Raw genomic sequence first — 20,710 nt, forward strand, 5'->3', positions numbered from 1 at the left:
AAACTCATAAAAGGGATTCCCAAACAGGCGAAGATATGATTCAACGCTTCTCAAATCATTGAGGAGGTTTTGATGCGCCGCCGCCGGTATGAACTGACAGATTATGAATGGTCGATCATAGAGCCTTTGCTGCCGAACAAGCCGCGCGGGGTGCCTAGGGTGGATGACCGCCGGGTGATCAACGGCATCTTGTGGCGCTTTCGGGCGGGAACGCCGTGGGCAGACATTCCCGAAAGATATGGTCCCTACACCACCTGCTACAACCGGTTTGTCCGCTGGCGCAAGGCCGGGGTGTGGGACCGACTGTTCGAGGCGGTGAGCAAAGCCCATGACGGTGACATCATTATGATCGACAGCAGCTGTGTCCGTGTGCATCAACAAGGGGCCACGGCAAAAAGGGGGATCAGGACGATGGCTGCATGGGCCGTTCCCGGGGTGGACTGACCACCAAAATCCACGCCCTCGTCGATGCGGATGGTCTGCCGATCAGGCTTTCGCTGACTGCTGGACAGACCCACGACAGCAAACCGGCCCTTGATCTGATTGAGGACATCAAGGAGGAAGCGATCTTGCTCGCTGACAAAGCCTATGATACCGACGCGCTTCGTGCCTTCACCACAGCGCGCAGAGCTTGGGCCAATATTCCGCCAAAAGCCAACCGCAAGCAGTCCTTTACCTTCAGTAAATGGCTGTACCGACACCGTAATCTCGTCGAGCGTTTCTTCAATAAGCTCAAGCACTATCGGGGCATTGCAACGCGCTATGACAAAAACCCGGAGAATTTCCTCGCCGCTGTAAAACTGGCTTCAGTCTGTATCTGGTTGAAAAATTATGAGTCTACGACCTAGTTTAAGGTCTGTCGTTGTTCACCGCTCAGGCTATCCAGACCTACCGAAGGCACCCCCATCAAACCGGGAACGCCCCCTTTTCGGTCAATTTCCAGCAGTCTATGCACATCAAGCGCCTTGATACGGATAGATAGCAAGTCCAGGGCCGCTTGAACGCGAGACGATAACTGCCCCGGCCCCATGACACGCGGCGAGGGTACGACCAGTATTTCGGACAGCTCCTGCCGAAAACCGCCCCAGCGGTCGACAAACCCCATATTCTCAGAGTCAAACGGGCGAACAACACCCACAAGCACAATGCCCCCCATGGCGCGCGCCTCAACAAACGGCAAGGCCAGCACTTCCATCTCGAAGCGCTCATCATCCCTGAACGACAGAGCCCCGGTACGCAACAAACCGCACGACTGTACCAGCGCGACAGCATATAGCTCTTCCATTATAGCTGCCTGCTCATGGTCCGAGAATATTTCGCTATAGGTCTTGCCTGCCATACCGCAGCCTGCCGCCGATTCAAGGGAGGACCCGGCGAGACGGTACCGAAGGCTTCCGTCGCCCCCCATCTCGAGGATAAACATCCATTGCAGAATGCTCGAGAGTTGCCTCAGGTCAAGCGCGGAACGTTCCGGAATGGTCTGACCACCACCGAGCGATACCCAATAACCCAGTAATCGGCATACTTCAGCGCTAAGCAACAACAGTCCCCCCGCAAATTTGCTGCGGGACGTTACCATCTTGCGCCGAAATCATCAATACTTAGGCGAGCAACAAAAAAAGAGAGAGCCTCAACGATTTTCGCAAGCTGGCGATGAACTTAGAAAGTAATGGAGTCTAAATCGCCACCGCCAATAATTGCAACGCTCGTTGAATTTGATGAAACTATTTTAGAGGCAATTTGTGCAACGTCCGCTTTTGCAACCGCTTCAACATTTTCGATCATTTCCTCCACTGGCAGAATGCGGTCGAATACCAGTATTTGCCGTCCCAATTGTTCCATGCGCGATGTAGTGGCTTCCAGCGCCATCATCAGCCCGGACTTGAGCTGCGCGCGCGCTATGGTGAATTCCTCCTCCGTTGGGCCGTTTGCAACAGCTTCCATCTCACCCTTGATGACCGGCATCATGTCTTTTGCCATGTCCGGACCTGTGCCCGCGTATAAGCCAAAAATACCGGTATCCTTATGGCTGCTGGTGAAGCTGTAGACGGAATACGCCAATCCTCGTTCCTCGCGCACTTCCTGAAACAACCGCGAGGACATGCCACCACCAAGAATGGTGGAATAAACCTGCAGGGCATAGTAGTCCGGATGCGCGAAGGAGCAACCCGGCCAGGCAGCCGCAATGTGCACCTGCTCAAGATCACGTTTTTCTACAATACGCCCGCCGGTATAGACCGCCTGTTCTGCGGTCTTTGGGGTACCCGGCTCAAGTGCCGCAAACTTTTCTTCGACCATGCCTACAAGCTTGTCGTGATCGAGATTGCCCACAGCCGAGATAACGATGTTAGCCGCTGTATAATTAGCCTTGAGGTAGCTTTGCAGGTCGCCCCTTGTCAACGCACGTACGGTCTCGGGTTCACCAAGAATGGTGCGCCCAATCGGCTGGTCACGATATGCAGCCACCTGCAGGTGATCAAAAACAATATCGTCGGGCGTATCAACCGCTTGGCCGATTTCCTGCAGGATCACCTCTTTTTCTCGTTTCAGCTCTACATCTGCACAGGTGCTGTTGAGCACAATGTCAGACAGAAGATCAAGCGCGAGTGCCATGTCGTCTTTCATAACACGTGCATAATAGGTGGTGTTGTCACGCGAGGTATAGGCGTTCATATGACCGCCCACGGCCTCAATCTCGAACGCGATATCACGTGATGTACGTTTTTTGGTCCCCTTGAACAGCATATGTTCAAGGCAGTGTGTGATTCCGTTGAGTTGCTTAGGCTCATGCCGTGCGCCAATATCTACCCACACACCAACCGCTACGGTCTGGATCGATTTACGGCTCTCGCTGACAACGCGCAGACCGCTGGGCAGCCGGGTAATCTCCACGCTCAAGACCAGCCCCCTTCACGCACGCGCGCCTGAAGGGCATCAACATCATTTGCAAGGTCGATCATACGTTCTTCCCGGTCCATGAGGTCTGCCATATGGGCAGGCAACGTGGGATCAATACCCGTCGCTTCCTTCACCGCGTGGCCAAATTTGGCCGGATGCGCAGTAGACAGCGTTACCCGCGGTGCACCGTTATCCGGCAAACATACATTCGCCGCCTCAACGCCCACTGCGGTGTGCGGATCAGCAATATATCCTGCCGATGCAGACATTTCCTGCATGACAGACCTCGTTGTTTCATCATTAACACGCTCAGCTGCAAACAGGTCTCGCAGCGCAGCATAGTGGGCACTATCCAGTGTGAACCCACCCGTTGTCGTGAGATCGTTCATATACCGGGTAATCACTGCTGCATCACGCCCAGCGATATCAAACAGCATGCGCTCGAAATTCGACGAAATCTGGATGTCCATGCTGGGAGAGAGCGTAGAATACACCTCACCACGTTCGTATCGGCCCGTCTCAAGCGTGCGAGCGAGGATGTCATTCGAGTTGGTGGCGATTACCAGTTTTTCAATCGGCAGGCCCATTTTCTTGGCGACATAGCCGGCGAAAATATCACCAAAGTTTCCGGTGGGCACACTGTAGGACACAGCGCGGTCCGGTGCACCAAGGGCGACAGCCGAGGTAAAATAATAAACAATCTGCGCCATCACCCGCGCCCAGTTGATCGAGTTCACCGCAGTCAAGCCAACCTCGTCGCGGAAGGAGAGGTCATTGAAACATGCCTTCACCAGTGCCTGACAGTCATCGAAGTTACCGTCAATGGCTATATTCACGACATTGGATTCGATCACACTCGTCATCTGCCGGCGCTGAACATCAGACACCCGGCCTTTGGGATGTAACATGAAGATCGAGACATTGTCCCGTCCGCGGCAGCCCTCTATCGCAGCGGACCCCGTGTCGCCTGATGTTGCGCCAAGGATGGTCAGTTTCTCACCACGCTTCGCGGTGAAATGATCGAAGAAACGACCAAGAAGTTGAAGCGCAAAGTCCTTGAAGGCCAAGGTAGGCCCATGGAACAATTCAAGCAGCCAGTCATTATTGCCCGTCTGCACAAGCGGCGCCACTGCGGGATGGCGAAATTGGCCGCCATAATTTTCGTCATATGTGGCGTCAAGCATGCGCTTGAGCTCGCCTTCGGTCAGACAATCCCCCACAAACGGGCTGATCACCTCAAAGGCAACCTCCGCGTAGGTCTTGCCCCGCATGGCGCGGATTTCATCCGCAGTAAAGGACGGGATTTCCTCCGGCACATAGAGGCCGCCGTCGCGCGCCAGACCAGTGAGGGTTACACCTTCAAAATCAAGGCTTTCCGCTTTCCCACGTGTAGATATATATTTCACGGTTGTCTTACTCAACTTTACGAAAATTGCGAGCGCATAGTCTTATGCGGAGAATGTTTTAGATGCAAGGCTAAGCGCTATTTGGCGAATTACCTTCCGCACCCCGCTTAAACCCGAAAACCAGATATACACCGACGAGTGCCAGTGCGATACCAAACCACGTCATTGCGTACTGGAAATGGTTGTTAGGGATATCAACGCGCACCTGCCCCCCTTTAGGCAAACTGGTAGCGAGCACATCAGCGTCCGCAAACACCCGGAAATGGTAAAATTCCTTGGTGCGCAGACCAAAGGCCTCAGCCATTGCAAAAACGTCCGCCGTGTACCAGTCACCCGCCTGCGGATCATTCGCTGGCGTCATGTCACCCGGTACAGCCGTTGTGCGAAGCACACCGGTCACCTCCAGTGTTGCGCCAACAGGTAGTCCGGGATTTTCCTGCATCTGCACTGGTATCCAGCCAAAATTCACCAACACTGCCATCCCGTGCTGTTTCTTAACCGGCATATAGAGGTGATAACCTGCTTTACCGTCAAGGGACGTTGCAAACACACGGATCGGTTCCGCATCCATCAATTGCCCCCTGAATGTGACGCGGTGGTAATCCAATACGCTTGGGTCATCCAGATGCACAGGCAACGGCATGGCCTCACCCGTCATCCCGGCCTCAATCTTCGCCAGCAGGGCTGTTTTCGGGCCCACCTTACGCGCCTGCCATGTGCCAAGACCAAGCAAGATTGCAAGCCCGATGAATACGGCAATGGTCAACCCAGGGCCGGGCTTAAAAGGTTTACTCATCGCGGTTTCCCTCCCCAGGTGTGCCCTGGCGCGCATCGTGGTGAAACTGAAGGGCGATCAGCAGAGCCTTGAATACCCTGAGCATCCAAATACTACCCAGCATAATGAAGGTAAAAAGCGTGACGGCCACTGCCCAAAGCGGCCACCTGAGCGCGCCCATAACAATGAAGCCGAGAAGCGCCGACAGGGCGCCCATAATCAGGATGACAAAAACCTGCGCGCCGTCTCCGGGATCAGCGCTTGAAAGATCGAACCCGCAAACATCACAAGCATCCCTGACCGCAAGGCCATTGACGAAGAGAGGGCCCTCGCCGCAGTTCGGACAGCGCGCATGCAACCCGGCCTTATAAGGCGAAACCGACCGGGAGTGTTGCTCCCGGTCGGTTTCTGAATTGTTGTTATGTGCCGTTCCGGCCATCGCTTATGCGCCGCCCCAGACATAGACGCAGAAGAAAAGGAAGATCCACACCACGTCGACAAAGTGCCAATACCAAGCTGCCGCTTCGAAACCAAAATGGTGGTCAGGTGTGAAGTGGCCTTTATAAGAGCGCCCCAAACACACGGCGAGGAAAATGGTACCCACAAGCACGTGGAAACCGTGGAAGCCTGTCGCCATGAAGAAAGTGGCCCCGTAGATATTGCCGGAGAATTCAAACGCTGCATGGCCGTACTCGTAAGCCTGCACACAGGAAAACAATGCCCCAAGGATAACCGTGATCCACAGGCCTTTCTTAAGGCCATCCCGGTCACCGTGCTGGATGGCGTGGTGGGCCCAGGTAACGGTGGTACCGGAAAGCAGCAGGATCAGCGTGTTCATCAGTGGCAGGTGCCAAGGGTCAAACGTCTCAATGCCTTCTGGCGGCCAAGGTGCTTCGTTACCAATCACGGACCAGAAATCGCCGAAATTGGCGATTGGCATGTGAGGATACAGCGAAGCGTTGAAAAATGCCCAGAACCACGCCACGAAGAACATAACTTCAGACGCGATAAAGAGGATCATGCCATAGCGCAGACCAATCCGAACCACAGGCGTATGGTCGCCCTGATTCGCTTCTTTAACCACATCTTTCCACCATGCAAACATCGTGTAGACAAGGCCAAGGAAGCCCAGCACAAAGAAGTACTTACCGAAACCTGTCATGCCGAACAGTTCGGCATCCGGTTTCATGGTGAACACTGCACCAACCGTGAGCAGCAGAACCGCTACAGACGCGACCGCTGGCCATGGGCTCGGGTTTACCAGGTGGTAATCGTGTTTCACGTCGCCCGCCATAAATTCTCTCCTAACAAGTGCCGGACATGGTGCCGGCGCCCTTTCCTACCCTAGCTTTAGCGCCCCACCGAACTTTCCACTTTTTCGTCTTCAACTTCCTTGACGAAAAAGGTGTAGGAAAGAGTGACTTCGCTAACTTCATCCAAGTTCGGATCCTCATCAATGAGAGGATCGATAAAATAGACAACCGGCATATCAATCCGTTCGCCTGGCTTGAGTTCCTGCTCTGTAAAGCAGAAACACTCAATTTTTGCAAAATATTCGCCAGCTTTATGCGGCGTCACATTATAGGTTGCTGTACCTACAATGGTCTTATTCGTCGGGTTATACGCCTCAAAATGCGCGAGCTTCTGCTCCCCGACATGCATTTTCTGGCTGATCTGTACCGGCTTGAAATCCCATGGCATATCGCGGTGAACGGATGCGTTGAAGCGCACCTTCATCTCTCGCTTGAGCACAATATCGCTGCCGACATCAACCTGCTGTGTGGTCCCACCGTAGCCAGTGACCTTGCAAAACAGGTTATAGAGCGGCACCGCTGCATAGGCCATGCCCACCATTCCAAAGGCAACCCCCGCAAAAACCAATGCCATGCGGCTATTTTTTTTACTTGTGTCACTCATGGTGCCAATGCCTTGATCTTGAAGAAGCTGATCACAGCAATTAGGATGACAAAAGCCGCGAGCGAAAGGCCCAGCACACGATTGCGTTTTTTCATGCGGACATGCATTTCGGATTCGTCATTCATGCAACCACTCCCGCTATAAGGCGCTCTGCCGCCAGCGTGGCGAATAGCGCAAAGAGATAAAGGATCGAAAAAGCAAAAAGCTTCCGATCCGCCTTCTCGGTACCGCGCCACACCATGAAAGCCAGCATCAGGAACCAGGCGCCCAAAAGGCTTGAGACGATACCATATACCGGCCCCGCAAAACCCATGAAATAGGGCGCGATGCCGCATGGTACGACAAGAAGGCTGTACAGAAGAATCTGGCGGCGCGTTTCCTGCACACCGGCGACAACAGGCAGCATGGGAACGCCAACTTTTTCATAGTCCTTGGAAATGAAAAGCGACAGCGCCCAGAAATGTGGTGGTGTCCAGAGGAAGATGATGCCAAACAGCACCATACTCTCAATCGTGACACTATCGGTTACCGCCGCCCAGCCGATCATGGGAGGGAAAGCCCCCGCAGCACCACCAATAACAATATTCTGTGGCGTGCGGCGTTTCAGCCACATGGAATAAATCACCACATAAAAGAAAATCGTCAGCGCCAGCAGAGCGGCTGAGGTAACGTTTACGATCAACCCCAGCAGTATAACCGAAGCGACAGAAAGCGTCGCACCAAACCCCAGCGCGTCACCCGGCGTTACCTTGCCTGCGGGGATAGGCCGCGACGCCGTACGTTTCATGACGGCATCAATGTCCGCGTCATACCACATGTTCAGTGCGCCACTGGCGCCAGCCCCCACCGCGATCAGGACGACAGCGGCAAACGCGAGAACCGGGTTCATTTCGCCCGGCGCGGCCACAAGGCCAACAAAGGCCGTAAAAATAACAAGCGACATCACTCGCGGCTTGAGAAGCGCGAAGAAGTCACGCGCCTCAGCCTCCCGCGTTGCGGAAGGCTGAGAGCTGTCGTTATAGGATGTCAGGCTGTCTGCCAAAACATTGTTCCTTTATGAACTCGCGGGCTTACTTGATGCGCGGCAGTTCGTTGAACTGGTGGAACGGTGGTGGTGATGACAACGTCCACTCAAGCGTAGTCGCGCCTTCACCCCACTGGTTATCCGGGCAATCTTTCTTCTTCTTGAAAAGGGTCATCGCCATCACAAGAATGAAGAGAACCACACCCGTCAGTGTCACAAGGTAGCCGTAGCTTGAGATCTTGTTGAAGTAGGCAAACGCGTCAGGATAATCCACATAACGGCGCGGCATACCCTGCAGTCCAAGGAAGTGCTGCGGGAAGAAGATCATGTTTACGCCGATAAAGGTTACCCAGAACTGAATCTTCGCCAGGAAGTCCGGATACTGCTTGCCCGACATCTTGCCGACCCAGTAGTAGAGTCCGGCAAAGATACCGAACACCGCACCAAGCGACAATACATAGTGAAAGTGAGCCACCACATAGTATGTGTCGTGAAGCGGTACGTCCGCACCTGCGTTTGAAAGAACCACACCAGTCACACCGCCCATCGTAAAGAGCAGAATGAAGGCAATAGCGTAGAGCATCGGCACATCATAGCGGATGGAGCCGCCCCACATTGTTGCAATCCAGGAGAAGATCTTCACACCGGTCGGTACCGCGATCACCATGGTTGCTGCAACGAAATAGGCTTTCGTATCAACATCCAGGCCAACGGTATACATGTGGTGAGCCCACACTACAAAGCCGATGAAACCAATCGCTGCCATTGCATAGGCCATGCCCAGGTAACCAAAGACCGGCTTCTTCGAGAAGGTCGATACAATGTGGCTGACGATGCCGAAGGCCGGCAGGATCATGATGTATACTTCAGGGTGACCAAAGAACCAGAACAGGTGCTGGTAGAGGATCGGGTCCCCACCGCCTGCCGGGTCAAAGAACGTCGTGCCAAAGTTGCGGTCCGTTAACAGCATGGTAATAGCACCAGCGAGAACCGGCAACGACAACACAAGAAGGAACGCCGTGATCAGGATAGACCAGGCGAAAAGCGGCATCTTGTGGATTGTCATGCCCGGGGCACGCATGTTGAAGATGGTGGTGATGTAGTTGATTGCCCCCATGATCGACGAGGCACCAGCCACGTGCAACGACAGGATCGCAAGATCCATTGACGGGCCTGTGTGCCCATATGTCGACAACGGTGCGTACGCCGTCCAGCCACCGCCAAAGCCGGCCATACCACTCGTCCCTTCCACAAAGGTGGACAAGAGAAGCAGCGTGAATGCCGGAGGCATAAGCCAGAAGGAGATATTGTTCATACGCGGGAACGCCATATCAGGCGCGCCAATCATAAGCGGCACAAAATAGTTACCAAAACCACCAATCAGCGCGGGCATAACCATGAAGAAGACCATGATAAGACCGTGACCGGTGGTGAGCACGTTGAACATGTGACGGGACTGGTCTTCTGTCATACCAAAAAGGTCTGGCAGGAAGTTAACGCCCGGTTCCATCAGTTCCATGCGCATAAGACCGGACATCGTGAAGCCGATCATGCCCGCAATGAATGCGAACCAGAGATACATAACGCCGATATCTTTATGATTGGTCGAATAGACCCAGCGTTTCCAACCAGTCGGGTTTTCGTGAGCCATTGCTCTTCCTTTCCCTACGCTACTAGCGGCCAAAAGCTGTAGTGCCCGCGTCAGCATATTCTGCTTTCGCGTACTCCAGCCACTTGGCGAATTCTTCTTTGGATACCACCTCAACCGCGATCGGCATAAAGGCATGGTCTTTACCGCACAGCTCCGAACACTGGCCGTAGTAGGTGCCAATCTGGTTCGCTTCAAACCATGTTTCGTTCAGGCGGCCCGGTACAGCATCAAGTTTTACGCCGAGGGATGGCACGGTCCAGGAGTGGATCACGTCAGAAGCGGTAACCTGTACCTTCACCCGTGTATCAACAGGCACCACAAGGCGAACATCAGTGTCAAGAAGACGCGCGTTCAGCTTTGCCGGATGGCCGAGGAAAGTGGAAAGCGCCTGTTCAGCCTCGGAGCGTTCTTGAGAGCCCGCAATGTGAGCAGTATCTGGCAGCACAGATGCTGTGAACTCAATGCCCTCATGGTCAGGGTACGCATAGGTCCAGTTCCACTGGTTCCCGGTCACGTTGATCGCGAACTCTGTCTCTGGCACGACATCTTGATAATAAAGGAGCGGGATCGAAACAAAGCCAATGACAACCAGAATGGCGATTGGCACTACCGTCCAGATGAATTCGATCAGCGTATTGTGGCTGGTCTTGGATGGTTCCGGGTTTGCTTTCTCACGGTATCGCCACATCACGTAAAACATGAGGATGAAAACGAAGGCTGTGATGACAAGAATGACCCACAGAAGTAGCTCGTTAAAATCGGCAATCTTGGCTGCCTGTTCAGAGGCGGCTTCCTGAAGCCACAAACCCTTATCCTTGGGCGCCCCTACACGGTCCTGAGCCAACGCGCCAACCGTAGAACCGAAAAATGCCACAAGTGCGGCCATAACTCCGGCGGTAAGCCTTTTGACGTTCATAGTTCTGCTTTCCTTTTGTTCCTACCCTATCCGGGCAACCGGCTGGTTACGCCTATAACCAAACGGTGGTTCGACAGCGCTTTGACCCTCCTGAGCATCAAAGCAGTCGACTTGAATGCGGGCACGTTATACCAGACGTTTTCTCAGGCTCAAGCCCGAGAGATGCCTAACAGCCATTTTTCTGCCGCAAATCGTTAAATTTTCACCCCGCCAGCTTGCGTTTTACGCGAGAGGATATCATGTTAAACGGGATCTTAGGGCAGAAAATGCGGCAATTCGACGCAATTTTCCGCCAAAAACCCAAGTGAGGAGTGCCTCCATGTCCGATGCTGCCGCGTCGCTAAATTTCTTTTTCAAAGAGTCCGATCTGGACGAAACAAAGACAGAAGCCCTTGTGGGCGAAACCCTGACGGGCATGGAAGATGGCGAACTTTACCTTGAGGCAACGCAGTCCGAGTCTTTCTCTTTTGATGACGGACGGCTGAAATCCGCCAGTTTTGATACGAGCCAGGGTTTTGGCCTTCGGGCGGTGCTGGGCGAATCAACCGGTTATGCCCATTCAAACGAATTGTCGGAGGCTGCCATCCGCCGCGCAGGTGAAACTGTACGTGCGATCAAGACAGGCAACGGCGGCAGTATGAACCTTGCCCCTGCCCGTACCAACAAACAGCTTTACACCGACAACAACCCACTTGGCGGGATTGAGTTTGGCCGCAAGGTAAAACTGTTGGAGGAAATAGACGCTTATACCCGCGCTCAGGACGAACGCATTCGGCAGGTCAGCGCAAGCTTGCTGGGCAGTTGGCAGGCGGTTGAAATTATCCGTGCCGACGGCCACCGTGTGCGCGATATCCGTCCCCTCGTCAGGCTGAATGTATCCGTGGTCATGGGCGATGGCGACCGTCAGGAAATGGGCTATGAGGGCATGGGTGGCCGTCAAGCTTATGACTTTCTGTTTGATGAAGCACATTGGCAGTCACAAGTTCAGGAAGCTATTCGCCAAGCCAGAGTGAATCTTGAAAGCGTCGATGCACCTGCTGGCGAAATGACAGTTGTACTGGGGCCGGGCTGGCCAGGTGTACTGCTGCATGAAGCCATCGGCCACGGCCTTGAAGGTGACTTCAATCGCAAGAAAACCTCGGCCTTTGCCGGCCTGATGGGTGAACAGGTCGCCGCCAAAGGCATCACCGTTGTGGATGATGGTACACTTGAAGACAAGCGCGGCAGCCTGACGGTAGATGATGAAGGCACCCCAACAGAACGCACGGTGTTGATCGAAGACGGTATACTCAAGGGCTATATGCAAGACCGCCTGAACGCGCGCTTGATGGGCATGACACCCACCGGCAACGGTCGTCGGCAGAGTTTTGCCCACCAGCCCATGCCGCGCATGACCAACACCTTCATGCTTGCGGGAGACAAGGACCCGGCCGAAATCCTGGCCAGTGTCGATGACGGACTCTATGCCGTCAACTTCGGCGGCGGCCAAGTGGACATCACGTCTGGCAAGTTCGTCTTCTCTTGCACCGAAGCCTATCGCGTGCGCGACGGCAAGGTGATGGAGCCTGTGAAAGGTGCTACGCTCATTGGTAATGGGCCGGACGTGCTCAAGCGTGTCTCCATGATCGGAAACGACCTGAAGCTCGACCGAGGGGTGGGTACATGTGGCAAGGGTGGCCAGAGCGTGCCTGCAGGTGTTGGTCAACCTACCCTGCGTGTCGACGGTCTCACAGTCGGCGGGACGGCGACCTAGGCTTCCAGACGTCTGTCCGGCACTCCCGCGCCGATATCAATGTAACGAAACTGGTCTGAAAACTCGACGTGTTTCTGATTTCGGCGCTGCCGTTCCGCTGCAATGTGGTGATACTCGCGTATTGGCACCAACACTTGCATGATCTTGCGCACCGTGTCCGGTGCGTCTGGAAACAGTGGCACACTTACACCAATAAAGTCCGTCCCGAGAACCGACGGTGTCGTCCACACGGCAACCACAGGCTGAGCGACAACTGACCACAACCGTCTGGAGCGAAGTTCGCGAACCTTGGCCTCGGTAATGTCCAGATAGTTCAGCCCGGTAAAGTCATAGCCATAAATATCCTGATACAAGCTACCGACATAACGAAACATCACGTGATCGGCATCACGAACGTCCATCAACATCATGCCGCGCATCAGGTTTTGCATGTCCTGCAATCTGACTTCGCTGCGTTTGGGTGCCAGCGCCCCGGCACGCCATCGGTTCCATGCGCCAAGAAAATCAAACAAAGCCCCATGATCGGCAAATCCCGGCAGTGCTGGTATAAAGTTTTTTTCGGGCATGCTCATAAGATGTTAACCGGTATTGCCCTATGACTATAGTTGCGTGGCCAGTTAACAATGGTGTAATGGGACCCCTCTCGCAAGGCTTTTGAATTGACGCTTGAACATACGGACAAAATCGTCAAGTGTATGGCCTACTTATCCGTGTGGGGCGGTTGGAAAGACTAGATGAAGTCGTCAGTACTGTTTTTTGGGATGCTTCTGCTGATGAGCGTATCGGGTTTCGCCGATGATCGCCCGGCACTGGCTGTTACCTATTATAACTACCCCCCTCACCTAAGAGTCATTGATGGTAAACCCACCGGGCTGTACGCCGAACATATCGAAAATATCGCTGACCACGCTGGTTTTAGCGTAGCTTGGCAGCCTTCCAGTATCGACGAGGAAGCCCGCATGCTGGACGATGGCAGACGCCTGATCTGCACAACGGGGCGCCTGCGCACACCGGACCGGGCAGCTGTGTGGAGCTTCCTGCCATATATTTTTGATGTCGTGCCTGGCGATGTCGTAATAGCAGCCCCGGATAAGGCAGAGAAGGTTCGCCACCATGGTGATCTCGTCAAACTGGTGCGCGACGACACATTAATCGGCGCGCTTTTGGAAAGTGGCATATACGGCGAGGCCGTTGACGCCGCACTGGCAAACGAGACACCGCGCTGGATTTTACGTACCGGCAAAACCGACCTTCAACTCCTGACCATGGTCCTTGCCGGACGCGCCCACTACGCGATCGTGCCTGAAGACCAATGGCATTTTGCAACAGACGAGAACCCTGAGTTAGCCACTCTGGTGCCGATAAAAAATATCGGCACCATACCGGCCCTACCCATATATATTGCCTGTAGCCGAGGGTTTTCAAAAAGCACATTGCATGCGCTTGGCGATGCGATGGCAGACCTGGGCTTTACCTACCGTCCTCTTGAAAAAGACAAAAACACCGGACACTGACAACATCTGGATGCCCCTCAGGCTTCCCTCACATACCCGTCAATATCGCGTTCCGCTGCCGTTAATGAGACTGCAAGCCGATCACCGCCATATTCATCATATTCCGCCGCCGCACTCCATACATCTGTCAGACCAATGTAAGCGAAGGCCGTTTTTACTTGCGGCTCTACATGGTTGCTGTGTTCAAGCGGTCCACCCTTGTCGTATCCAACATCGCCTCGCGACGACAGCAAGACCAGCCTTTTCCCCTCAGGCAACATTGGCCAATATGACACGTTGTCACCACGCCGTTCGAAGCCAAAAGTACGGCCCACACGAACAACATTATCGATATAGGCCTTGAACGGCGCAGGCACGCCAAAATTATACATGGGCACGCCTGCAACAATCGTGTCGGCGGCGAACAATTCACCCACGAGTGTATCGCTTTCAGCCAATACACCGTGCATCCACGGCACCCTATCCTCAGGTTTGGTGAAAGCGGCATGTACCCAATCCCCCGTCACCACCGCCGGTGGCTGCGCACCAACATCCCGGTAGACAACCTTGTCTTCAGGAAACCGCTCCCGCCAACGACGGATAAAATAGGAACTGAGCCGGCGGGTATGGGAGCCATGTGGGTCTGTACCCGATTGTCCCGGCCGTGCGCTTGCATCAATATGCAATATGGTAGTCATTGATCTCTCCTGGCCATGAATACATCAAATGCATCCATGGCAGTTTTAGGTTTCTCCAAGACTTCCTATATCTTGACCATTGCGCAGCTATTCAAATTCCAATTCCTCAAGCAATAGATGAGTAAAACTCAGTTATGAAAACGCTACCTGCTCTAACAACCATCCGCGCGTTCGAAGCCGCAGCCCGGCACCTCAGCTTCAAGGCGGCCGCCGAAGAAATTGGCGTGACCCCGACGGCCATTAGTCATCAGATACGGCTGTTGGAAGACACGCTGAAGTTAAAGCTTTTTGTCCGGCACCCCCGGCAGGTAAGCCTGAGCATCGCAGGCCAGGGCTTGTTTCAGAAGGCGCAGGAAGCGCTGAGCCTGATCGCCGAAGGCATTGAAGACATCACCGCAAACCGTGCCATCAGGCCGCTCACACTAACCACAACGAGCGCGTTCATGACACTGTGGGTTCTACCGCGGCTTACAGAATTTCAGGCAACAGAAACAGCTGTTCCGCTCAGCCTGCATGCGTCCGAGGACGTGGTGCCGCTTAAAGCTGGTATTGCTGATATGGCAGTCCGTTATGGAAACGGGCATTATGGCGAGCTTGAAGCGAGCCTTCTGTTTAAGGACAGCTTCGCACCGCTATGCAGCCCGCGTCTTGAAATCCGAAGCGTGGCGGATCTAAAAGCCACGATGCTTCTGCGCAGTCGCTGGCGAAATCCTGACAACAAAACTCCCACGTGGGAGGCATGGTTTCAAAAAGCTGATTTGTCTGAAAAGCACTCGCCCCATGAGATGAGCTTCGGTGACGATCTTCATGCTGCACAAGCGGCGATTGCTGGACAAGGCATCGCTATATTAAGCGTGAAGATGATGGCCCGGGAGATTAAAAGCGGTCTTCTTGTGCAGCCATTCACCAAAGTGCTGGACGGTCACGAACACTGTTTCGTGTATGACAAGAACCACCCGGACAGAAAGAGAATAGAACAGGTGCGGTCATGGCTTCTTGCCGCAACCGCACCGCTAAGAAACTGAGGCCTATTCGACGATTGCAGCTTCCGTCGATGCTTTCACATCCTCGAGGCTGACCCCATCTGCGAGTTCGGCAACCTTCAGGCCGCCTTCGGCCACGTCAAACACACCGAGGTTTGTAATGATGCGGTCCACCACCTGGGTGCCGGTAAGCGGCAGTGAGCATTCCTTGAGAAGCTTCGGCGCGCCCGCCTTGTTGGTGTGATCCATGATCACCACCACACGCTTGACGCCTGCGACCAAATCCATTGCACCGCCCATGCCCTTGACCATCTTGCCAGGGATCATCCAGTTCGCCAGATCACCATTTCCCGCCACTTCCATAGCGCCCAGGATCGACAGGTCGATATGGCCACCACGGATCATGCCGAAGCTGTCTGCACTTGAGAAATAACTTGAAGTCGGCAGTTCGGTGATCGTCTGCTTGCCAGCGTTGATCAGGTCTGCGTCAACCTCGTCCTCATAGGGGAATGGGCCCATGCCCAGCATGCCATTTTCACTTTGCAGCGTTACTTCCATACCATCCGGGATATAGTTCGCCACCAGTGTCGGGATGCCGATGCCAAGGTTCACATAAAAGCCATCCTCAAGCTCGCGCGCGGCCCGGGCAGCCATCTGGTTGCGATTCCAACCTTTGATTACGTCAGTCATTATGCGTCTCCCCGGCTACGTACGGTGCGCTGCTCTATGCGTTTCTCGAAGCTGCCTTTGATGATGCGTTGCACGAAGATGCCCGGTGTGTGGATATGATCAGGGTCCAGTGTCCCCGGCTCTACCAGTTCTTCGACCTCAACCACCGTTACCTTGCCAGCTGTCGCCATCATTGGGTTGAAGTTGCGCGCGGTTTTACGGAAGACAAGGTTGCCTTCGGTATCGGCTTTCCAAGCCTTCACAAGGGAAACATCCGCCACCAGCCCGGTTTCCATGATGTAGGTTTCACCGCCAAAATCCTTGTGTTCCTTACCTTCTGCGATCAGGGTGCCCACGCCGGTTTTGGTATAAAAGCCGGGGATGCCCGCGCCACCCGCACGGATGCGCTCGGCCAATGTGCCTTGCGGGTTGAACTCAAGTTCAAGTTCGCCATCAAGATACTGGCGCTCGAACTCCTTGTTCTCACCAACATAGGAAGAAACCATCTTCTTGATCTGTTTGGCGTCCAGCAAAATACCTAAGCCAAAGCCGTCAACACCACAGTTGTTGGAGATCACCGTCAGGTCTTTCGCGCCGGCCTTATGGACAGCCGCGATCAGATTCTCTGGAATGCCGCAAAGGCCAAAGCCTCCCGCCATCATCGTCATGCCGTCAAAAAGCAGGCCATCAAGGGCCGCGTCGGCATTCTTAAAAACTTTTTTCATGCACACCTCCCGAACAGGAAATTGGGGATCAGACAGCTGACTTCAAGTTGAAAAGCCAGTAAAACCGCGAAAAATGTCACCGGCATGTCCTTGGCTAAATCACATAGCGCCAATTAGTTTCATTTGCAACAATATGGATATTGGGTGTTATCTTTCTGGTTCATCTTGATGCTGTTGTTAAGCCACATTATGTGTATGTAATAAATAGACAAGCGCTATAGCGCCTTTGACAGCGAACGGAGACAAAGCATGATACGCATTCTATGCCGCCTGATCGGCAGTGCTTTCTGCTTTATCGGCATAATTGGCATGTTAACGCCAATCCCCTTTGGATTGATCTTTTTCGTGATCGGGCTTTTGTTCCTGATCCCGACCACGCCATCAGTTACCCGCGCTGTGCGGGGCGCCCGTGCACGCAGTAACATGTTTGACCGTGCCATGCATGCTGCCACGCGTGCCGCCCCCGCACCTTATCGCCGCGTGCTGCGCCGCACCGAAATAGGCGGCTTCGACTGGTAAGCCCTGAACAAAGAAAGAGGATAAAGCCCACCGTTTGGTGGGTTTTTTTTATGTCTCTAAAGCATACTGACATTTTTTGTCAGCATAGAGACGCTACAGTCTTGTCATCAAGCCCAGTCACGACAATGAGGAGCAAGACAATGACAAAAACACTGAAACTATATGCCTTTCCAACCGGTGAAGGCATGTTCAACATGAGTCCCTTCTGTTGCAAAGCAGACATCCTCTTCAAAATTGCTGACCTCGAGTATGAGCACGTCATTCCTGAGGACTTCAGGGTTTTTCCAAAAGCCAAGTTGCCTGTCCTTGATGATAATGGTGTGCTTGTTGAAGACAGCGAAATCATTCGTCAGCACCTTGAGCACAAACATGGTGCCAACTTTAATGGCCATCTGAGCGCGAAACAGGAGGCCTTTGGCCACGCACTATGTCGCATGGCCGAAGAACGCACCCGATACGCCCTGCTGTATTTCCGTTGGCATGACGATGCTGGCTGGGCGCAGACAAAAGGTATTTTCTTTGCCGACGCTCCGGACGAGGTTGCTGATATGGTCCGCGACCAAGTTCGGGAAACGCTGCACCTTGATGGTTTCGGCCGTCACAGCGAGGCCGAGATCAAGGCTTTCCTGCATTCCGACCTTGACGCTCTTTCCACGGTTCTTAACGAGGATAACTGGTTTTTCGGTGACATACCCACCTATATAGATGCCTGTATTTTCGGTCTGCTTGCCAATTTCCATGCCTCCCCAATCAGAACATGGACCCATGACCTTGTAGCCGAGTTTCCTAACCTTGAGGCATATGTAAAACGCGGCCTCGAACGCTGGTACCCTGGTTCGCTGCAATTGCTTCGGGCTGCTTAATATATCCTCGAAGGCGGTGCCCTGTTGGGCACCGCTGCTTTTTCACCTTGCACATATTCAACCCTCATCTTATATCAAACTGATATAAATATAAAACCGCGCGGCCTACACGGCGCGGAACCGAGGCGAGGACATGAGCAGATCACTCAAGGACGGACGGAGACCTTCTCCCGGCCTTTTTCGAACCATTGTCATCATTTGCGCAGGTGTCGTATCAAACGTCGCAGCGGCAGCATCCCTCCCCGAAGATATGAGCACGATGCTGGAGCAGGAAGGCCTCGCAGGTGCCGTATGGGCGACAGTGGATCACGGCCAAATTACAACGGATGCCGCTGGCTACGCCAACATGGCAGACCGCACACCCATGGAATCGGGTGCGCGCGTTCATGTTGGTTCCGTCGCAAAAAGCCTGATTGCTACGGGTATTCTGCACTTGGCGAGCAAAGGACGTATTGACCTGGATGCCCCCATCGCAGGCTATATGCCAGGCCTGCCGATCCACAACCCTTGGGCGTCTCAATCGCGCGTTACGGTTCGCCACCTTCTTGACCATACCTCAGGTTTTGATGACGCCCGGCTTTGGCAGATGTTCAGCACGGACATCTCGCCTGATACGCCGTTGCTGCAGGCCTTCAAGCGCAGTCCACAGGTTTTGACAGCCCGCGTGCGGCCTGGCACACGTTTTTCATATTCCAATAGCGGTTATGCCCTGCTCGGGCTGCTTATCGAGACGATAACCGGCGACCGGTATGAAAACTATCTGGATACGCACCTGCTCCGGCCACTTGGCATGACATCAAGTACCTTTCATTTTACCACGCAACTCGGCGCAACTGCCGACATGGCATTGGCATGGGGACATGTTGACGGCGGAAAACCTGTCGCAGCCCAACCCGTAATGCTGCGCCCTGCAGGCCAATTCACGACGACCGCGGCAGATATGGCCCGCTATGCCACGTTCCTGATATCGGATGGTACTGGCCTGATGTCGGAGGGTACTGGCGGTGGCGAGATGATTATTGCGCCGGGGCTCATGGCCGCACGTGGCGTTCCGCACACAACGGAAGCCCGCTGGAACGGGCTTATGGCCGGCTATGGCCTCGGCATGAGCACCTATGACCGTTTTGGTGCTGTGGGCAAATGCCATTCCGGCAACATCCTCGGCTTCGCCAGCATGCTGTGTGTTTACCCGGCAGAACAAAAGGCCTTTTTTGTCAGCCTCAACACCGACAGCGAAACAGCTGACTATTCACGACTCTATGCTCGCGTCGCTGCAGCCCTTGACCTCATGGCCCCCGCCATCCCCGACAGCGATCTTCCCATTGCCAGCGCCAAAAACTGGGAGGGCTATCACATACTGGCGCCCAGCCGCTTCGATAGCTTCCGCTTGCTGGATGTGATGTTCAATTATCAACGTCTTAACTGGAACTCAGGCAAGCTGGTCATGACCCCCGCCAATGGTAAGCCGCGCAGCCTGCGCCCGATTGGCGAAAGGCTGCTTTCTGCTGACGATCGCAATCTTGCTTCTCATGTCCTGATGCTGAGCGAGGACGACAAACCGCTGATCAGCGACGGCTTCCGGACCTATGAGAAAGTCAACCCCGCGCTCATTTTCGGGCTCTGGGCCAGTGCGATGCTGTGTGCCGGCGGAATGGCGTGGCTACTGGCATGCGGCTCCGTCGCCTTTATGAAGCATGGCGCGAATGCAATCAGGCGCACCGAAGGAATGGCCTTCATCGGCATCGCAAGCCTGCTGGTCCCCACCCCTCTATTTCTGGCTCAACCACTTATGGCGCTTGGCGACATGACAGTCGCCAGCATGACTTTGGCGGCGGCCAGTGTTCTGCTGCCTGTTTCCATGCTGGCGGCCCATACCAAGGTGATCCAGACCAAAAACCGGAGCCGCATGGAAACATTCCATGGTCTTGCAACCATTGCTGTTTTCCAGTTCTGTCTTATTCTCTGGTACTGGGACCTGATGCCGCTCACGTTGTGGCGCTAACAGGACGGCTTACCGGTTGAGGATTGCATTCTTCAGTTCAAGGACAGCGCTCATGATGTCATTAACCAGCGGGCGAGCCACGTCAAGCTCCACGAGCGAGCTTTCAAGGTGCGCACTCACAGCGTCAAAGTGCGCTTCCCCCAGGCCATGCTTGCGCACAAGGTCTCGGTGGCTCATCCGCATATAACTATCTGCACCCACACTTTCGCCTTTCAAAAGCGTGATCAGGAACCAGCGCTGTTTACGGTTGAAATCATCTTCGGAAATATTGTCGAAAAAGGGCGACAACAGAGGGTCCGCAAATATCTTCGCGTGAAAAAGTGTAACCGCCTCGTTCACCGCTGGCTCACCACCGATTTTTTCAAAAATGCTCATTACCAAACACCAACTATGAATTTCTGCCTTCGGCGCGGCAACC

The 20,710-nt window shown here is 54.1% G+C and carries 23 protein-coding genes; 7 read left to right on the top strand and 16 right to left on the bottom strand.

Going from position 1 to position 20,710, the window contains the following annotated elements:
• The first annotated feature begins 72 nt into the window (after positions 1–72).
• Positions 73–848 (top strand): IS5 family transposase gene (locus OEU85_RS00790; protein ID WP_262689381.1). Its coding sequence is split into 2 segments (ribosomal slippage): positions 73–388 and positions 388–848, totalling 777 coding nucleotides; the frame shifts between segments, so codons are not numbered across the junction.
• Here OEU85_RS00790 and OEU85_RS00795 read toward each other — a convergent pair.
• The 11 genes from OEU85_RS00795 to coxB all read right to left on the bottom strand — a co-directional run bounded on the left by OEU85_RS00795 (position 845) and on the right by coxB (position 10,587).
• Positions 845–1,540 (bottom strand): PAS domain-containing protein, encoded by a 696-nt coding sequence (locus tag OEU85_RS00795; RefSeq protein WP_262689526.1) that lies wholly within the window; start codon positions 1,538–1,540, stop codon positions 845–847. The two genes, OEU85_RS00790 and OEU85_RS00795, sit on opposite strands and share 4 nt — an antisense overlap.
• Positions 1,541–1,659: 119 nt before the next feature.
• Positions 1,660–2,892 (bottom strand): M16 family metallopeptidase, encoded by a 1,233-nt coding sequence (locus OEU85_RS00800; protein ID WP_262689593.1) that lies wholly within the window; start codon positions 2,890–2,892, stop codon positions 1,660–1,662.
• 2 nt (positions 2,893–2,894) lie between these two features.
• Positions 2,895–4,304, bottom strand: a complete 1,410-nt coding sequence (gene thrC, locus OEU85_RS00805; protein WP_262689527.1) for a threonine synthase — start codon at positions 4,302–4,304, stop codon at positions 2,895–2,897.
• A gap of 70 nt (positions 4,305–4,374) precedes the next feature.
• The gene (locus OEU85_RS00810; protein WP_262689528.1) at positions 4,375–5,100 is read right to left on the bottom strand and encodes an SURF1 family protein; all 726 of its coding nucleotides are present in this window, start codon (positions 5,098–5,100) and stop codon (positions 4,375–4,377) included.
• Positions 5,093–5,518 carry a DUF983 domain-containing protein gene (locus OEU85_RS00815; protein WP_262689529.1) on the bottom strand — a complete coding sequence of 142 codons (426 nt, stop codon included), beginning with the start codon at positions 5,516–5,518 and terminating at the stop codon, positions 5,093–5,095. Before OEU85_RS00815 ends, OEU85_RS00810 begins: the two co-directional genes overlap by 8 nt.
• A 3-nt stretch (positions 5,519–5,521) precedes the next feature.
• Positions 5,522–6,373: a cytochrome c oxidase subunit 3 gene (locus tag OEU85_RS00820; protein ID WP_262689530.1), complete on the bottom strand. Its 852-nt coding sequence runs from the start codon at positions 6,371–6,373 to the stop codon at positions 5,522–5,524.
• A gap of 56 nt (positions 6,374–6,429) precedes the next feature.
• On the bottom strand, positions 6,430–6,996 hold the full coding sequence (locus OEU85_RS00825; protein ID WP_262689531.1) for a cytochrome c oxidase assembly protein: 567 nt from the start codon (positions 6,994–6,996) through the stop codon (positions 6,430–6,432).
• A complete protein-coding gene (locus OEU85_RS00830; protein ID WP_262689532.1) occupies positions 6,993–7,121 on the bottom strand; it encodes a hypothetical protein in 129 nt (42 codons plus the stop codon). The genes OEU85_RS00825 and OEU85_RS00830 overlap by 4 nt, the downstream gene beginning before the upstream one ends.
• Positions 7,118–8,038 carry a heme o synthase gene (locus OEU85_RS00835; RefSeq protein ID WP_262689533.1) on the bottom strand — a complete coding sequence of 307 codons (921 nt, stop codon included), beginning with the start codon at positions 8,036–8,038 and terminating at the stop codon, positions 7,118–7,120. Before OEU85_RS00835 ends, OEU85_RS00830 begins: the two co-directional genes overlap by 4 nt.
• Positions 8,039–8,066: 28 nt before the next feature.
• The gene (gene ctaD, locus OEU85_RS00840; protein WP_262689534.1) at positions 8,067–9,671 is read right to left on the bottom strand and encodes a cytochrome c oxidase subunit I; all 1,605 of its coding nucleotides are present in this window, start codon (positions 9,669–9,671) and stop codon (positions 8,067–8,069) included.
• Positions 9,672–9,693: 22 nt separating this feature from the next.
• Complete coding sequence (gene coxB / locus OEU85_RS00845; protein ID WP_262689535.1) at positions 9,694–10,587, bottom strand: cytochrome c oxidase subunit II; 894 nt, start codon at positions 10,585–10,587, stop codon at positions 9,694–9,696.
• Positions 10,588–10,906: 319 nt separating this feature from the next.
• On the opposite strand from coxB, the gene tldD reads away from it, so the two are divergent.
• Positions 10,907–12,340, top strand: coding sequence for a metalloprotease TldD (gene tldD, locus OEU85_RS00850; protein ID WP_262689536.1), 1,434 nt, complete (start codon positions 10,907–10,909; stop codon positions 12,338–12,340).
• Here tldD and OEU85_RS00855 read toward each other — a convergent pair.
• Positions 12,337–12,912, bottom strand: a complete 576-nt coding sequence (locus tag OEU85_RS00855) for a PAS domain-containing protein (RefSeq protein WP_262689537.1) — start codon at positions 12,910–12,912, stop codon at positions 12,337–12,339. The two genes, tldD and OEU85_RS00855, sit on opposite strands and share 4 nt — an antisense overlap.
• Before the next feature lie 162 nt (positions 12,913–13,074).
• Between OEU85_RS00855 and OEU85_RS00860 the strand changes: the two genes are divergently transcribed.
• The gene (locus OEU85_RS00860) at positions 13,075–13,854 is read left to right on the top strand and encodes a type 2 periplasmic-binding domain-containing protein (RefSeq protein WP_262689538.1); all 780 of its coding nucleotides are present in this window, start codon (positions 13,075–13,077) and stop codon (positions 13,852–13,854) included.
• A gap of 17 nt (positions 13,855–13,871) precedes the next feature.
• Here OEU85_RS00860 and OEU85_RS00865 read toward each other — a convergent pair whose 3' ends face one another.
• Complete coding sequence (locus tag OEU85_RS00865) at positions 13,872–14,531, bottom strand: FMN-dependent NADH-azoreductase (protein WP_262689539.1); 660 nt, start codon at positions 14,529–14,531, stop codon at positions 13,872–13,874.
• Positions 14,532–14,665: 134 nt separating this feature from the next.
• Between OEU85_RS00865 and OEU85_RS00870 the strand changes: the two genes are divergently transcribed.
• Positions 14,666–15,556: a LysR substrate-binding domain-containing protein gene (locus tag OEU85_RS00870; protein WP_262689540.1), complete on the top strand. Its 891-nt coding sequence runs from the start codon at positions 14,666–14,668 to the stop codon at positions 15,554–15,556.
• Positions 15,557–15,559: 3 nt separating this feature from the next.
• On the opposite strand, the gene OEU85_RS00875 is transcribed toward OEU85_RS00870, so the two are convergent.
• Positions 15,560–16,204: a CoA transferase subunit B gene (locus OEU85_RS00875; RefSeq protein WP_262689541.1), complete on the bottom strand. Its 645-nt coding sequence runs from the start codon at positions 16,202–16,204 to the stop codon at positions 15,560–15,562.
• The gene (locus tag OEU85_RS00880) at positions 16,204–16,908 is read right to left on the bottom strand and encodes a CoA transferase subunit A (RefSeq protein WP_262689542.1); all 705 of its coding nucleotides are present in this window, start codon (positions 16,906–16,908) and stop codon (positions 16,204–16,206) included. The genes OEU85_RS00875 and OEU85_RS00880 overlap by 1 nt, the downstream gene beginning before the upstream one ends.
• Positions 16,909–17,157: 249 nt before the next feature.
• On the opposite strand from OEU85_RS00880, the gene OEU85_RS00885 reads away from it, so the two are divergent.
• The 3 genes from OEU85_RS00885 (at position 17,158) to OEU85_RS00895 (ending at position 20,292) form a co-directional block, all read left to right on the top strand.
• Positions 17,158–17,427, top strand: a complete 270-nt coding sequence (locus OEU85_RS00885) for a hypothetical protein (protein WP_262689543.1) — start codon at positions 17,158–17,160, stop codon at positions 17,425–17,427.
• Positions 17,428–17,567: 140 nt separating this feature from the next.
• Entirely contained in the window at positions 17,568–18,290 is a 723-nt protein-coding gene (locus OEU85_RS00890) for a glutathione S-transferase family protein (protein WP_262689544.1), read from the top strand.
• 133 nt (positions 18,291–18,423) lie between these two features.
• Positions 18,424–20,292 (top strand): serine hydrolase domain-containing protein, encoded by a 1,869-nt coding sequence (locus OEU85_RS00895; RefSeq protein ID WP_262689545.1) that lies wholly within the window; start codon positions 18,424–18,426, stop codon positions 20,290–20,292.
• A 9-nt stretch (positions 20,293–20,301) separates the two neighbouring features.
• Here OEU85_RS00895 and OEU85_RS00900 read toward each other — a convergent pair whose 3' ends face one another.
• Positions 20,302–20,667 carry a group I truncated hemoglobin gene (locus OEU85_RS00900; protein ID WP_262689546.1) on the bottom strand — a complete coding sequence of 122 codons (366 nt, stop codon included), beginning with the start codon at positions 20,665–20,667 and terminating at the stop codon, positions 20,302–20,304.
• Positions 20,668–20,710 lie beyond the last annotated feature (43 nt).

Source organism: Kordiimonas aestuarii (assembly GCF_025574465.1).
In the GTDB taxonomy this organism is placed as follows: Bacteria; Pseudomonadota; Alphaproteobacteria; order Sphingomonadales; family Kordiimonadaceae; genus Kordiimonas; species Kordiimonas aestuarii.

Bases quoted from the DNA above. Each gene is read 5' to 3' on its own strand.
- OEU85_RS00810 (WP_262689528.1), bottom strand. From the start codon at position 5,100: ATGAGTAAACCTTTTAAGCCCGGCCCTGGGTTGACCATTGCCGTATTC.
- OEU85_RS00815 (WP_262689529.1), bottom strand. From the start codon at position 5,518: ATGGCCGGAACGGCACATAACAACAATTCAGAAACCGACCGGGAGCAA.
- OEU85_RS00820 (WP_262689530.1), bottom strand. From the start codon at position 6,373: ATGGCGGGCGACGTGAAACACGATTACCACCTGGTAAACCCGAGCCCA.
- OEU85_RS00825 (WP_262689531.1), bottom strand. From the start codon at position 6,996: ATGAGTGACACAAGTAAAAAAAATAGCCGCATGGCATTGGTTTTTGCG.
- OEU85_RS00830 (WP_262689532.1), bottom strand. From the start codon at position 7,121: ATGAATGACGAATCCGAAATGCATGTCCGCATGAAAAAACGCAATCGT.
- ctaD (WP_262689534.1), bottom strand. From the start codon at position 9,671: ATGGCTCACGAAAACCCGACTGGTTGGAAACGCTGGGTCTATTCGACC.
- coxB (WP_262689535.1), bottom strand. From the start codon at position 10,587: ATGAACGTCAAAAGGCTTACCGCCGGAGTTATGGCCGCACTTGTGGCA.
- tldD (WP_262689536.1), top strand. From the start codon at position 10,907: ATGTCCGATGCTGCCGCGTCGCTAAATTTCTTTTTCAAAGAGTCCGAT.
- OEU85_RS00855 (WP_262689537.1), bottom strand. From the start codon at position 12,912: ATGAGCATGCCCGAAAAAAACTTTATACCAGCACTGCCGGGATTTGCC.
- OEU85_RS00860 (WP_262689538.1), top strand. From the start codon at position 13,075: ATGAAGTCGTCAGTACTGTTTTTTGGGATGCTTCTGCTGATGAGCGTA.
- OEU85_RS00865 (WP_262689539.1), bottom strand. From the start codon at position 14,531: ATGACTACCATATTGCATATTGATGCAAGCGCACGGCCGGGACAATCG.
- OEU85_RS00870 (WP_262689540.1), top strand. From the start codon at position 14,666: ATGAAAACGCTACCTGCTCTAACAACCATCCGCGCGTTCGAAGCCGCA.
- OEU85_RS00875 (WP_262689541.1), bottom strand. From the start codon at position 16,204: ATGACTGACGTAATCAAAGGTTGGAATCGCAACCAGATGGCTGCCCGG.
- OEU85_RS00880 (WP_262689542.1), bottom strand. From the start codon at position 16,908: ATGAAAAAAGTTTTTAAGAATGCCGACGCGGCCCTTGATGGCCTGCTT.
- OEU85_RS00885 (WP_262689543.1), top strand. From the start codon at position 17,158: ATGATACGCATTCTATGCCGCCTGATCGGCAGTGCTTTCTGCTTTATC.
- OEU85_RS00890 (WP_262689544.1), top strand. From the start codon at position 17,568: ATGACAAAAACACTGAAACTATATGCCTTTCCAACCGGTGAAGGCATG.
- OEU85_RS00895 (WP_262689545.1), top strand. From the start codon at position 18,424: ATGAGCAGATCACTCAAGGACGGACGGAGACCTTCTCCCGGCCTTTTT.
- OEU85_RS00900 (WP_262689546.1), bottom strand. From the start codon at position 20,667: ATGAGCATTTTTGAAAAAATCGGTGGTGAGCCAGCGGTGAACGAGGCG.